14 protein-coding genes are annotated in these 13,263 nt (G+C 64.8%); 5 read left to right on the top strand and 9 right to left on the bottom strand.

The window, feature by feature from the left end; all coding sequences use genetic code 11:
* Positions 1-9 precede the first annotated feature (9 nt).
* Both BLR13_RS37380 and BLR13_RS37375 read left to right on the top strand, forming a co-directional pair.
* Positions 10-255 carry a hypothetical protein gene (locus BLR13_RS37380; RefSeq protein ID WP_074829676.1) on the top strand — a complete coding sequence of 82 codons (246 nt, stop codon included), beginning with the start codon at positions 10-12 and terminating at the stop codon, positions 253-255.
* 40 nt (positions 256-295) lie between these two features.
* Positions 296-541: a hypothetical protein gene (locus tag BLR13_RS37375; RefSeq protein ID WP_074829676.1), complete on the top strand. Its 246-nt coding sequence runs from the start codon at positions 296-298 to the stop codon at positions 539-541.
* Here BLR13_RS37375 and BLR13_RS37370 read toward each other — a convergent pair.
* Genes BLR13_RS37370 through BLR13_RS37360 form a run of 3 tightly spaced genes read right to left on the bottom strand, consistent with a single transcriptional unit; the run spans position 538 to position 5,101 of the window.
* Positions 538-3,231: a bifunctional acetate--CoA ligase family protein/GNAT family N-acetyltransferase gene (locus BLR13_RS37370; RefSeq protein WP_074829679.1), complete on the bottom strand. Its 2,694-nt coding sequence runs from the start codon at positions 3,229-3,231 to the stop codon at positions 538-540. The two genes, BLR13_RS37375 and BLR13_RS37370, sit on opposite strands and share 4 nt — an antisense overlap.
* The gene (locus BLR13_RS37365) at positions 3,213-4,685 is read right to left on the bottom strand and encodes a PHA/PHB synthase family protein (protein ID WP_079587214.1); all 1,473 of its coding nucleotides are present in this window, start codon (positions 4,683-4,685) and stop codon (positions 3,213-3,215) included. Before BLR13_RS37365 ends, BLR13_RS37370 begins: the two co-directional genes overlap by 19 nt.
* A gap of 47 nt (positions 4,686-4,732) precedes the next feature.
* Positions 4,733-5,101 carry a hypothetical protein gene (locus BLR13_RS37360; protein ID WP_074829682.1) on the bottom strand — a complete coding sequence of 123 codons (369 nt, stop codon included), beginning with the start codon at positions 5,099-5,101 and terminating at the stop codon, positions 4,733-4,735.
* A 178-nt stretch (positions 5,102-5,279) separates the two neighbouring features.
* Here BLR13_RS37360 and BLR13_RS37355 point away from each other — a divergent pair, with 178 nt between their 5' ends.
* On the top strand, positions 5,280-7,376 hold the full coding sequence (locus BLR13_RS37355; protein ID WP_244525019.1) for a cation-translocating P-type ATPase: 2,097 nt from the start codon (positions 5,280-5,282) through the stop codon (positions 7,374-7,376).
* A complete protein-coding gene (locus BLR13_RS42130) occupies positions 7,346-7,741 on the top strand; it encodes a cation transporting ATPase C-terminal domain-containing protein (RefSeq protein WP_244525018.1) in 396 nt (131 codons plus the stop codon). Before BLR13_RS37355 ends, BLR13_RS42130 begins: the two co-directional genes overlap by 31 nt.
* 6 nt (positions 7,742-7,747) lie before the next feature.
* On the opposite strand, the gene BLR13_RS37350 is transcribed toward BLR13_RS42130, so the two are convergent.
* The 6 genes from BLR13_RS37350 to BLR13_RS37325 form a co-directional block, all read right to left on the bottom strand.
* Complete coding sequence (locus tag BLR13_RS37350; protein ID WP_074829683.1) at positions 7,748-8,140, bottom strand: hypothetical protein; 393 nt, start codon at positions 8,138-8,140, stop codon at positions 7,748-7,750.
* A gap of 76 nt (positions 8,141-8,216) precedes the next feature.
* Complete coding sequence (locus tag BLR13_RS37345) at positions 8,217-9,050, bottom strand: universal stress protein (protein WP_074829685.1); 834 nt, start codon at positions 9,048-9,050, stop codon at positions 8,217-8,219.
* Positions 9,051-9,202: 152 nt separating this feature from the next.
* Complete coding sequence (locus BLR13_RS37340; RefSeq protein WP_074829687.1) at positions 9,203-9,838, bottom strand: CHAD domain-containing protein; 636 nt, start codon at positions 9,836-9,838, stop codon at positions 9,203-9,205.
* Positions 9,730-10,071, bottom strand: coding sequence for a CHAD domain-containing protein (locus BLR13_RS42360; RefSeq protein WP_079587217.1), 342 nt, complete (start codon positions 10,069-10,071; stop codon positions 9,730-9,732). Before BLR13_RS42360 ends, BLR13_RS37340 begins: the two co-directional genes overlap by 109 nt.
* Positions 10,068-11,630, bottom strand: a complete 1,563-nt coding sequence (locus BLR13_RS37330; RefSeq protein WP_074829694.1) for an AAA family ATPase — start codon at positions 11,628-11,630, stop codon at positions 10,068-10,070. The genes BLR13_RS42360 and BLR13_RS37330 overlap by 4 nt, the downstream gene beginning before the upstream one ends.
* A complete protein-coding gene (locus tag BLR13_RS37325) occupies positions 11,627-12,610 on the bottom strand; it encodes a zinc-dependent alcohol dehydrogenase family protein (protein ID WP_074829696.1) in 984 nt (327 codons plus the stop codon). Before BLR13_RS37325 ends, BLR13_RS37330 begins: the two co-directional genes overlap by 4 nt.
* Positions 12,611-12,744: 134 nt before the next feature.
* Between BLR13_RS37325 and BLR13_RS37320 the strand changes: the two genes are divergently transcribed.
* Positions 12,745-13,215, top strand: a complete 471-nt coding sequence (locus BLR13_RS37320; RefSeq protein ID WP_074829698.1) for an Hsp20/alpha crystallin family protein — start codon at positions 12,745-12,747, stop codon at positions 13,213-13,215.
* The last annotated feature ends 48 nt before the right edge of the window (positions 13,216-13,263 follow it).

The raw sequence follows: 13,263 nt of genomic DNA, 5'->3' as shown, positions 1-13,263 counted from the left end.
AGAGAAACCATGCGGGCCTATCTGCGTCTGCTTCTGTTGTTCGCGTTGACTGCCGGCGCGGCGTATCTGGCAAGCCGCCTCCTGGTGCCCAACGCCGTGCCTGTCGCCGACAGCGAACAGCCGCAATGGTATCTGCAGCTTGCCTTTGTGCTGAGGTCGATCGAATTGATCGGCCTTGGCGGAATAGTCCTGGTGCTGGTGGCGGGCCTCGCGGCGTGGTTCGGTGGGCGTTCGCCGACGAAGCCAGTTCGCTAAAGCGTCAGCCTGACGTCGGCGAATCCGACGGAGAGAAACCATGCGGGCCTATCTGCGTCTGCTTCTGTTGTTCGCGTTGACTGCCGGCGCGGCGTATCTGGCAAGCCGCCTCCTGGTGCCCAACGCCGTGCCTGTCGCCGACAGCGAACAGCCGCAATGGTATCTGCAGCTTGCCTTTGTGCTGAGGTCGATCGAATTGATCGGCCTTGGCGGAATAGTCCTGGTGCTGGTGGCGGGCCTCGCGGCGTGGTTCGGTGGGCGTTCGCCGACGAAGCCAGTTCGCTAAAGCGTCAGCCTGACGTCGCAGATGTCGTGCTCGACCGGATCGGTCTTGACCTCGAAGCCGAGGCTGCGGCACATCGCCAGCATGACGCTGTTTTCGGCCAGTACATCTCCCGAGATGGTCTTCAGTCCTTCAGACTTCGCGTATTCGATGATCATCTGCATCAGGGCCCAGCCGAGCCCCCTGCCCTTGAGACCGGATCTCAGCAGGATCGCGTATTCGCCGGTCTCGTAGATCGAGTCCGAGTGAATCCTGACCACGCCCAGGATCTCGCCGGTGATCTCGTCGAACGCCACAAAGGCCATCGCACGGGCATAGTCGATCTGCGTCAGGCGCGCGATGAACTCGTGGGAAAACTCCTTCATCACCGCAAAAAATCTCAGCCGCAGGTCATGGGCGGTCACATGCCGCAAAAACTCGTGCATCAGCGGCTCATCCTCGGGCCGGATCGGGCGGACGAATACCCGCCAGCCGTCCTTGACGTCGATATGGCGCTGCCATTGCGACGGATAGGGCCGCACGGCGAAATTCGCCGGCCCGGAACCGCGAAACTTGCGCGCCACCCGCCCGACCGCGAGGCGGGCATCGACCGCAAGCACGCCATTCTCATCGGCCAGCAGCGGATTGATATCGAGTTCGCGGATTTCCGGAATGTCGGCTGCCATCTGCGCCAGCTTGACCAGAACCATCGCGACCGCGTCCTGCTTCACCGCCGGCACGTCGCGATAGGCGCGCAACAGCCGGGAGACCCGGGTGCGCTCGATCAGGCTGCGCGCCAGTTGCAGATCGAGCGGCGGCAGCGCCAGCGCCTTGTCGTTGATGATCTCGACGGCGGTGCCGCCGCGGCCGAACACCACGACGGTGCCGAAGGTCGGATCGTCGGCGAGGCCGAGAATGAGTTCGCGCGCCTTCGCCCGCACCACCATCGCCTGCACCATCACGCCTGAAATCCGGGCGTCCGGCCGCATCGACCGCGCCCGCGCCATGATATCGGCTGTCGCCCGGCGCACCGCGTCGGCGCTGGTGAGGTTGAGCACGACGCCGCCGACGTCGGATTTGTGCACAATGTCGCGCGACATGATCTTGAGCACGACGGTCGAGCCCTGCGCGAAGATCGCCTCGGCATGGGCGACCGCTTCCTCGGCATCGGCGGCGGCGAAGGTCGGCACCATCGCAATCTCGGAGGTGTCGAACAGCCGCTTGATCTCGATCGGGTCGAGCCATTGGCGGCCATCGGCCAGCGCCGCCGCGACGATTTGCCTGGCGGCATCGATGTCGGGCGCGAACTCGCTCGGCATTGCCGGAGGTACCTGCGCCAGCGTCTCGACCGCTTCGCGGTACCGAACCAGATGCATGAAGCCGCGCACCGCGTCGTCTTCGGTCGGATAATTGGGGATCCCGGCGCCGCTCAGGAGATCGCCGATTGCAGGCTCCGAGCCGACCCAGGCCGCCAGCACCGGCTTCGGCGACATCCGATGCGCGGCACGGTAATTCCGGACCACGTCAATCACGGTTGCGGCGATCTCGTCGGCACGCGCGATCGCGGTCTGCACGTTCATGACCAGCACGGCGTCGTTGCCGGGATCGGCCAGCAATATTTCAAGCGCCGCGGCGTAGCGCGCGGCATCGGCGTCGCCGACGATATCGATGGGGTTCGAGCCCGACCAGGTCCGCGGCAATACCGCGTCGAGCCTGGTTTTGACTTCCGGCGAGATCGCCGCGGGAATTCCGCCGAGTTCGACCAGACGATCGACCGCCAGCACGCCGATGCCGCCGCCATTGGTCAGGATCGCCAGCCGCCTGCCCGGCGGCGATTTGAGCCGTCCGAGCGTTTCGGCGCAGTCGAACAGTTCGCGCAGATCGGAGACGCGCAGAATACCCGCACGAAGGAAGGCGGCGTCGTAGACGGCATCCGATCCGGCCAGCGCGCCGGTATGGGTCGCGGCCGCTTTGGCGCCCTGCGCCATGCGGCCGGATTTCACCACGACGACGGGCTTGATCCGGGCGGCGGCGCGCGCCGCCGACATGAACTTGCGCGCGTCCTTGATGGCTTCGATGTAGAGCAGGATGGCGTTGGTCTTCTCATCCAGCGCGAAATAATCCAGCAGGTCGGCGATGTCGACATCGAGCTGGTCGCCGATCGACACGATGCCGGAAAAGCCGACCGCGCGCTGCGTCGCCCAATCCACCATACCCGCGGCGATGGCGCCCGACTGCGAGATCAGCGCCAGATTTCCCTTGGCGGGCATGTGCGCGGCAAAGCTGGCATTGAGGGCGGCGCAGGGCATCATGATGCCGAGGCAATTCGGGCCGATCAGCCGCATGCCGTATTTCTGCGCGGCTTTTTCCGCCTCATCCGCCAGCGAGCCCGGACCGTGGCCGAGCCCGGCGCTGACAATGAGCGCGCCCGCAGCGCCGCAACGGCCGGCCTCGTCGATCAGGCCGGGGATCGATTTGGCCGGCGTCGTGATGACGACCAGTTCCGGCGCAAAGGCCAGCTTGTCGAGGCGATCGACCGCCGTAAGGCCATCGATCTCGGGATAGCGCGGATTCACCAGGGCGAATTCGCCCTTGAATTCCGCTTGGCGGATGTTGCCGAGAATGGCGCGGCCGACGGAGCCCTGACGTGGACTGGCACCGACCAGTGCAACCGAACGCGGCGACAGCAGATTTTTCAGGCGATAGGTCGACATCGGTGTTTGTTATCCGGCCGGTGCCGGCCTTTCTGAACCAGTCGCGTATGGTACGCAACGGGTTGCTGGAGCGGGACGTATGGCAGGCGGGTGGCGTCCGCATTCCACGCCATCAGATCGTTCGGCGCCGTCCGTTCTCCCATCAGATAGTCGCGGGTCAGCCGCAACCAGATCAGATCGTTGGAACGCAGCAGCTGAAACGCGCCGGCCATCTGCGTGGTGTCGAGCACGCCGCGCTCCCACATCATGTCTTCGAGGAAGGCAACCTGGCTTTCGTTGATGAACAAAGTCAGTTCGCCGGCCTCGGTAAAATCGGTTTGCGCCGCCAGCAGGGTCACCGACTTCAAGCGGTCGTCGCCGTCGCGCGCCATGGTGGCCGCTGATATCGACAGCAGCGTGCCGCCAAGGCAATAGCCCAGCGCGTGAACCCGACGATCGGGCGTGATATTTCCGATCGTGTCAAGGGCCGCCTCAACGCCGAGCCTGCGATAATCGTCGAAGGCAATGTCGCGGTCCTCGGCGCCGGGATTGCGCCATGAAATCATGAACACGGTGAAGCCTTCGCCGGTCAGGTATTTCACCAGCGAGTTGTGCGGCGACAGATCCAGAATGTAATACTTCATGATCCATGCCGGCACGATCAGGACCGGTTCCGGATGCACCTTGGCAGTGGTTGGCTGATACTGGATCAGTTCGATCAGCGCGTTGCGAAAAACCACCTTGCCGCGCGACGCCGCCACGGTTTCGCCGACGACGAAATCGCCCGCCTTGACCGGATCCTTGCCCGCCGACACCACGCGCATCCAGTCGCTGCAGAAATTCTGCCAGCCGGACACGAAATTCGCGCCGCCGCTCTTCAGCGTCTTCTGCAGCACCTCCGGATTGGTCGCGGCAAAATTCGACGGCGACAGCACGTCCAGCATCTGCCGCACCGAAAATTCGACGATCGCCTCGTTCTGTTTCGATACACCGCGCACGCCGGTGGTGGCGTTGTGCCACCATTGCTCGCCGAGCAGAAACGCCTGCGCCATCCAATTGAACGGCGGCGTCTCCCATTCCGGCCGGGCGAAACGCCGGTCCTGCGGCTGCGGCTTGATCAGGTCCCAAGGCGCCTGTTTCGGCGAAAAGACGTGCTGCGCGGCTTCGACAAGCTTCTTCGCGTCCGTCGCCGCTTCCCGGGTGATATCGATCTGCCGTTGCGGCGATGTCGCCAGATGCGAAAGCCAGTCGGTATAGGCCAACAAAAGCGCCACCGGCGAAATGCCGCCGCTCAGCCGTGCCAGCATCGCGTGAAACGCCCTGTCCGCCTGGTAGGTTTCTGTCTCCTGCTGTGCCGGTGCGATCTGCGGCTCGGGCAGCGCCACCGGTTGCCGATTATCGCCCTGGGTCGGGGCACGGGTACGAAACGGCAGGACGGTTACTTCCTCCGGCGGCTGGGTCGGTTTCGGCTGCATGCTGTCTATCGCTTGTCTGGTTTCGCCGGATGCTGGATACGCAGCCGTCAATTCAAGGGATCGCCGCTGATCAGGTGGGACGTCGTCGCGATGATCCGTTCGCCATGCTTGAACAGCCGCTCGGAATCGCGATGCAGGAAATCGAGCTGGTGCTGGCCGCATTCCCGGCACATCGTCTTGATGTCCTTGACGGAATGCGCGCCGCCCATTTTCGCGGCGAATTCGGTGAAGAGCTTCATCTCGATCCGTGTCCGCTCCAGCATCTCGTCGGTGTAGAACACGAATTCCTCAAACATCAGCCTTTGCGCGCCGATCATGAATTCAGCGGCACTCTGGTTCATCTGGGAAGCCTGTGCCTCGCCCTTGGCGGCCGATTCCGCGTAACCGGAAGCAACCTGTTCAGATAGTTCGGTCATGGCGATCTCCGATTTCAGGGGTCTTTAGAAACGATAGCGGCTGGCATCCATCCGGACATTGAGATGCATCAAATACGGATCAAGCTCTGCGCCCGGATTTGCCGCTTGAGGCACATCAACGGCCGGCCGGGCATTTCCGGGCAAACAGCGGACGCTGCCCAGTTCCCGGAGATGACCGATGCAGGCTTCGCACGAGGTGAAGAGAGCCGACCACGCCTTCTGGCATGAGACCGCAGACGGGCTCCTGACCCGACTGGGGTCCCGGCTGACCGGACTGACGCAGGAGGAAGCCGACAGACGGTTGCAGACCTATGGCCCCAATCTGATCGAAGCCACCCATGGCGAGGCTGTCCTGCTCAAGCTCGGCAAGCGCCTGCTCAATCCGCTTGTCGCGCTCCTGATCGCGGCGGCGGCGATCTCCGGTATCAGCGGCGATTTCGGCAGTTTCTTCATCATTCTGGCGGTGCTGACGCCGTTGATCACGCTCGATATCGTCCAGGAATATCACGCCGAAAAGGCCGCCGAGGCGCTCCGGCATTCGGTGGCGGTTCGCGCTGACGTGGTGCGCGATCGAACCCCGGTGGCCCTGCCGGTAAGCCAGCTGGTGCCCGGCGACATCGTTTTGCTGCGCATCGGCGATCTGGTGCCGGCAGACGGTCTCGTGCTCGATTCGGAGAATCTTCAGCTCGACGAGTCGATCCTGACCGGCGAGCCGTTTCCGGCGCGCAAGAACAATGCGCCGTGTGCGGCGAAGGATGCGGCAGACGCGCAGAATGCGTTGTTCGCCGGCACGTCCGTCGTTGCCGGCAAGGCCACAATGCTGCTGGTCGAAACCGGCCAGCGGACCCGCTTCGGGGCGATTGCTTCGGCACTGGCCGCCAATGTGCCGCCGACGGCGCTCGAGCAGGGCGTCCGGCGGCTCGGCCTGCTGATCCTGCGACTCACGATCTTTCTCACCCTGTTCGTTCTGCTCGCCCATCTCGCTTCGGACCGGCCGGCGATGCAGTCGATGGTGATGACCGTGACGCTGGCGCGCGGCGCCCAGCGCATGGCTCGGCAAAAGGTGATCGTGAAGCGGCTGTCGGCAATCCACGATCTCGGTGCCATGGGCGTGCTGTGCTTCGACAAGACCGGCACCCTGACGCAAGCGAAGATATCGCTCGCCGAGTGCGTCGATTGGCAAGGTATCAAGAGCGACCAGGTGCTCGAGCTGGCGCGCGTCAACAGCCGGTTTCAGACCGGCGCGCGCAGCGGGCTCGACGACGCGATCCTGGCGGACTGCATCGCCGGTACGGACTGGACACGACGCGGCGAACTGCCGTTCGATTTCAGCCGGCGATGCCTTTCGGTCCTGGCCGAACGCGGCCAGGACACGCTGCTAGTTACCAAGGGCGCGCCGGAAGCGGTATTGTCCCGCGCGGTGGCGGTCGAGATCGACGGCCTCGCCCACCCGCTCGATGAATCCTTGCGGACCCGCATCGATGCCGCGCAACAGCGCCTCAACGCGCAGGGGTTCCGGCTGCTCGGCGTTGCCGTCAAATCGGTCCCTGCCGGCCACACAGCTCTGACACTGGATGACGAGCGGGGCCTGACCTTCCTGGGCTTCTGCGTCTTCGCCGATCCGCCGAAGCCCGATGCCACCAAAGCGGTCGCGGAGCTGTCGGCACTCGGGGTCCGGCTCAAGGTGATTTCGGGCGACCATGCTGCCGTCGTGCGGCATGTCGCCGGCGCCGTCGGATTGCGCAGCGACAACGTTCTGACAGGAGCCGAGATCGCGGAGCTCACCGATGCCGGACTGGCGGCAAAGGTCGAACAGATCGACCTGTTCGCGCGCGTCGATCCGGATCAGAAGAAGCGCATCATCGAGGCGCTTCGCAAGCGCGGCCATGTCACCGGCTTCCTCGGCGACGGCATCAACGACGCGCCCGCGATCCACGCCGCGCATGTCGGCCTGTCGGTCGAGGGTGCCACCGACGTCGCCCGTGCCGCCGCCGACATGATCCTGCTGGCGTCCGACCTCAACGTGCTGGCGGAAGGCGTCCGCGAGGGCCGGCGAACCTTCGCCAATATCCTGAAGTATGTCCGCATGGGCACCAGCTCCAACTTCGGCAACATGCTGTCGATGGCGCTGGCCTCACTGGTGCTTCCGTTCCTGCCGCTGTTACCGCTGCAGACCTCTCGGAGATCGGCATCCCGTTCGATTCCGTGGATGCGGAGGAAACCACCCGCCCGCATATCTGGGACATGGCCGCCGTCCTGCGCTTCACGATCGTGATGGGCGTGGTCTCGTCGTTGTTCGATGCGGCGACGTTTCTCATCCTCTGGAAGGGCTTTGGCGCAGGTGCGGCGGAATTCCAGACCGGCTGGTTCCTCGAATCGATCGCGACGCAAATCCTGGTGATATTCCTGATCCGAACCGCAAGGGTGCCGTGGCGATCGCGTGCGCCGCATATCGCGCTGGTGGTCACCTCGCTCGGCGCACTCGCCGCGGCGTTCTTTGTGGTTCTCGGCCCGTTGCAAAGCCTGTTCGGCTTCGTCCCGCTGCCCTGGCCGCTGGTGGGGGCCATGGCTGCGGTGACGGTAGCCTATCTCGCGAGCGCGGAGGTCGCCAAGCACTTCGCACTCAAGCAAGGCGCTTGAACGGCCTCAATTTTCGCGTACGGCCTCGCCGAGATGGAAGTGGCGGCGGCCCAACGCGACGATCTCGCGGTCGCTGGGGTGGTCGATGGGCTCGGCATGGAGATCGCGTCCCTTGTGGGAGCCGCCGGCCTCCTGAAGATGCTTGAGCAGCAGCGTCTTCTCGTTTCCGGGACCGACAAGAAGCACCGCCTCGCAATGTGACAACGCCTCGTCGATGCGTGGAAAGAAGGTCGAATCGTCGTGGGTCTTGCCGGAGCCGATGGTATTGGCCTTGTGATGCAGATGTTCGTTGTCCAGCTTGGCATCGATTTTCCGCTCATCGGCGGTGTCCAAACCCAGATAAAATATCTTGGCGGTGCGGTGATCGACCCAGACGACAGCGTGATTGTGAACAGTCATGGTTTTTCTCTTGGTTTGAATAAAAGTCAGGAGCGTAGTTGCCACGCCCCGAAGGCAGTTGCGCCAGGTCGGAAGATCAGTGAGACATCAGCACCGGAACCGTCATCGACTGGAACATCTCTCGCGTGACGCCGCCCAGAATCCGCTCCTGCAGCCGCGAATGTCCGAACCCGCCCATCACCAGCAGGCTGATAGCGCTTTCGGCCACGATCGACAGAATGGCGCCCTGGATATTGCCGCGATCGACCGTCACCCCCTGGACACGCGCCGCGATGCCGCGCCGGCCAAGATGGCTGACCAGATCGTTCGACGAAGCCGTGCGCGCGTCCTCATTGACCGCGATCACGGTGACCGCCTTGGCGCCCATCAGGAATGGCATCGCATCACGCACCGCGCGCGCGGCCAGCCAGCTGCCGTCCCAGGCAATCCCGACATGGCGGGTTTCGAGCGGTCCCTTGTGGGTGTGGGGAACCATCAGCATCGGTCCACCGGAATTGAACAAGACTCCCTGCGGAATGATGTCGTCATAACTGGCATTGCCGCCTTCCGGCTGCAGCACGATGGTCATGTCGTAAAGCCGCGACAGCGCGCCGACGTGCTGTTCGGCATCGGCGGGGATGGCCGCGAATGTCCGCGTGCCGTATTCGATCCCGGCGAGCTTGGCCTCGACCTCGAACACCGAGATCGCGGCATTGGCCCGCTCCTGGGCCCGCTCCTCCTCGACGCCCATGACGGCGGCGACAGCGGCGCTGCCGCCCTCCACCACCATCCCGACCGCGCTCATGGATTCGTAGCCGATCGCAACCGCATCAAGGTGCGACCGGCGCGCGGCGGCCAGCGCGATGGCAACGTCGATGACCGGCCTGACCGCTCGCTCGGTCGGAATGTGGACCAACAGGTTTCTGAACATCGCCATTCTCCCGACATTGATGGGATGCGCAGCCCGCGCACATCCGAACGATGACGGGAAGACTAGACGCCGCGTCCACGGCGGACGTTGACGCACATCAAGCCCGGCGGCCGGCGCAGGTGAGATCCGGCGTCAGCACGCCCTGGCCTGCTTCAGGCGCGCCAGGCCCCTACCGCGGCGCTTCTGAGCTGTTCCCGTTGGCGGCGATAGCCCGGTGGGCGGTGCTTGTCTGCCGATGGCGACAGCCCGGCAAAACGCTTGAGGTCGCGCAGATCGCCCAACTTGCGCTGCAGCCGTTTCGCCGCACTGTGCATGTCGCGAACCTCGGCACGGCTGTGCATCGCGACGATATCCGCCAATGCTTCCAGGATATAGCGGAAGCGCTTGGCCCTGATCCGGAGGCGGTGACGGCGCTCGGCGTTCAGGCTCGAAAGATGCTTTCCCTTGCGGATCAACCGCTCGCGTCGGCGATTGAGTTCGCGCTCGCAATAGGCTTGCAGCGGCTCAGCGTCGCCGCGGCGGGCGGCCGCTTCCCAGCGCGCCAGCCACGGCCCCTGCCTGGTCCAGACCGATAGCGCCGCGATCAGGCGCGGAGTACGGGCCGACCGCAGGCAGCGAACCAGCCGCCGATGATCCTGCCCCGTCGCCGACGGAGACGCTCGCCGATCACGCGATCGGCCTAGGCCTGATAGCGCTTGCCGCTTGCATACTCCACCATCACATCGCTGTCGCGCGCAGCGCCGAGCGAGGCGTTGAGCCAGGCGAATTCCCCTTTCAGGCGATGCCATTCCGCGTCAACCGCGATCGGCGCAAAGAACGACACGGCCGCGCGCAACCGGGTGATGGCGACGCGGATCTGGTGCACGGCCTCGGCATCGCCGGCACAAGCGCTGCCGTGATGCGCCTTGATGCCGGCAACGCAATCCAGCGCCATCTTCTGAAAGGCGGCCGCACCATCGAGGTCGGCCACCGGATCGGCCTTGCGCCGGCCGGAGGTTTTGGCTCGGCCGGCCGGCATCATCGGCCCACGCCCGGTGCGAGACCGGGCACACCGGCACAGGCGCGGCGCAGCGTGTCGCCGGGCGCACCGGAAGCATCGACCATTTGCCAATCCACATGGCCGGTCGCAAAAGTCTCCTGCATCGCCGCGACCTCGCGCGTGGCGTCCGATGCATCGCCTTGACGGCGTTCGATCCGCGCCATCCGGGTCGCAAGATCAGCCGTCAGGAACAGTCCTGAGAATTCAGCATTCTGCTTGCGCGCGATACCCCCGACGGCGTTCCGCTCCGTCTCCTGGATGAAGGCCGCATCGAGTACGACCGAATGGCCCTGCGCGAGGATCCGCTCCGCGGTCGACGAAAGAAGATCATAGACACGCTTGGTGGTATCGGCCCGATAGGCGGCTTCCGGCAACGTCGTGGTTTCGCCGACACCAAACAGGCGCTTGCGAACCACGTCCGAGCGGACGACGACGGCCCCCGGCGGCGGCCCGATCAGCCCGGCAAGCCCGCGCGCGAGCACCGACTTGCCGGTTCCCGACAGGCCGCCGATCGCAATCAGGCGCGCCGGCTCCGGCTCGATAAGCCGTCCGGCGAGGTCGAAATAGCGCTTCGCTTCCTGCCGGGCCGCTTCGCCGTGCGCCGCCTGCTCGCTCCGGGTGAACAGCACGTGGGCGCGGATCGCCGCCCGCATCGACAGGAACAGCGGCAACAGGCCGAGGCCGTCGAGATGATCCTCCGCCGCGCCGGAGAGATAGCGGTTGAACAGGACGTTGGCGGCATGCCGCTGGCCGAAATGAACCAGATCCATCAGCGTGAAGGCGAGATCGTAGAGCATATCGGTGGTGGCGATCGAAGGATCGAACTCGATGGCGTCGAACAGCAGCGGCCGGCCGTTCACCAGCGCGATGTTGGCGAGATGGAGATCGCCATGGCAACGCCGCACGAAACCTTGTTGGGCGCGACGGCTGAGCAGGGATTGCAGACGCGTGAGGTGATCGTGGCTGGCGGCGTCGAGCCGGTCGATGGCGGCGACGTCGAGACCGCGCACCGCGTGGAATTTATCGGTGTTGCGGTCGATGATACCGGGAATGGAATCGAGCCAGGTTTCGCCGCCAGCGCGCGGCGCCTTGTCGTGCGATTGCAGGATCGTATCCGCCATCGCCAGCGCAAGCGGCTGATCGATAGCGTTCGCCACGGCGACATGGTCGAGCGTCTGCGCCTCGTCGAAGCGGGCCATTTCGACTGCCCATTCGACCGCGGTCCCGGCGCCGCCAATTTCAAGGCCACCGTCGCCCTTGCGCGTGATCGCGACCACGCGCCGGTAGATTTCCGGAGCGTTGCCGGCGTTGACCTTCAGTTCCTCCTCGCAGGCAAGCCGGCGTTTTTCGAGCGTCGAGTAATCCAGAAAGGGCAGTTTCACGGCGCGCTTGATCTTCAGCACGCGGTCGCCACCCAGGAATACCGCGGAGGCGTGGGTGTCGATCCGTTTGAAACCGGAGCCATCAAGGAAACCGAGCACGCGCGCCTGGGTCGCGGCCCCGGAGCCGTTCGCCAGCGTGGCTGCTGCCGGCGCCGTCATGGCTGCAGCACCGCGGCGCCGGTGATCTGTCCCGCGCGCAATTTCGCCAGCACCTCGTTCGCCTGCTGCAGCGGGAACACCGTGGTGTGCGTCTTGATTCCAGCCTGCGCAGCAATTTTGAAAAATTCCACGCCATCGTTGCGCGTCAGATTGGCGACCGAAAGCAGTTGCCGCTCCCCCCACAGGATATCGTAGGGAAACGAAGGAATATCCGACATGTGAATGCCGGCACAGACCACGCGCCCGCCTTTGCGCACGGCGCGTAACGCCAGCGGCACCAGTCCGCCGACCGGCGCATAGATGATGGCGGCGTCGAGCGCCACCGGCTGCGCGTCCTCCGACGCTCCCGCCCAATCGGCGCCAAGCGATCTCGCCAGGCGCTGCGCGTCGACATCGCCGGCGCGCGTGAAGGCATAGATCGAGCGACCCTGCCAGCGCGCCACCTGGGCGATAATGTGCCCCGCCGCGCCGAAGCCATATATACCGAGATGCTTGCCTTCGCCCGCCATCACCAGCGAGCGCCAGCCGATCAGGCCTGCACAGAGTAGCGGCGCGATCGCGACGTCGTCGCCGATCTCTCCCAGTGGAAAGCAGAATCCGGCATCCGCCAGAAGATGCGTCGCAAAGCCGCCATCGCGGGTATAGCCGGTGAAGCGGGGACGGTCGCAGAGATTTTCCCGACCGCTCCGGCAATAGGAACACTCCCCGCAGGTGGAACCGAGCCAGGGCACGCCGACCCGGTCGCCGATCTTCCGCGCGGTGACGCCGGGGCCGAGCGCATCGACCCGGCCGACGACTTCATGGCCGGGGACGATCGGATAGGCGACATCGGGCAATTCGCCGTCGACCACATGCAGATCGGTGCGGCACACGGCGCAGGCGCTGACCGTGACGCGCACCTCCCCCGGCCCGGGTACCGGGTCCTCCCGCGGTTCAAACCGGAGCGGCGCGCCGGGCGCTGTCAGGACCATGGCGTGCATTCTGTACGTCACCTCACGCAACCGTGTGCAACCTAGCGGGCCAACCCGGCCCGGATTTGATCCTCGTCAAACAGCGTCGGCCTGTCCTCTCTATCATATCATCCTGCCAGGAAGGCTTTAACCAGGAGGTCCACATGACGACGAAATCCGTGATCCCGGTTGGAACCCAGCGCGCCGTTGCCAGCCGCGAGACCAACCCGTTCGCACTTCTGCAGCAGGAAATCGACCGGCTGTTTGAGGGCGTGACACGCAATATCCCCGGCTTGAGCTCAACCGCCATGCCGAGCATGGATATCGGCGAGACCGATAAGGTCATAGAGATCACCGCCGAACTCCCGGGGCTGGAAAAAACGGACGTCGTGCTCAACGTGACCGATAACCTGCTGACCATCCGCGGCGAGAAGAAAAACGAGCGCGAGGAGAAAAACAAGGATTATCACCTCGTCGAGCGCAGCTACGGCTCGTTCTCCCGTTCGGTCGAGCTTCCGGCCGGCGTCAAGGTCGAGGACATTACGGCCGAGATTGCCAACGGCGTGCTGAAGGTCACCGTGCCGAAGCCGGCGCCCACGCAGGTCAAGCAGATCGAGATCAAGACCGCCGCCTGAGATCACAGACGGAGCGCCGTCCGCGGCGCTCCACCATTTCCAAAGGCC

This window comes from Bradyrhizobium ottawaense (assembly GCF_900099825.1).
In the GTDB taxonomy this organism is placed as follows: Bacteria; Pseudomonadota; Alphaproteobacteria; order Rhizobiales; family Xanthobacteraceae; genus Bradyrhizobium; species Bradyrhizobium ottawaense_A.
This window is presented reverse-complemented; position numbering and strand designations above follow the sequence as displayed.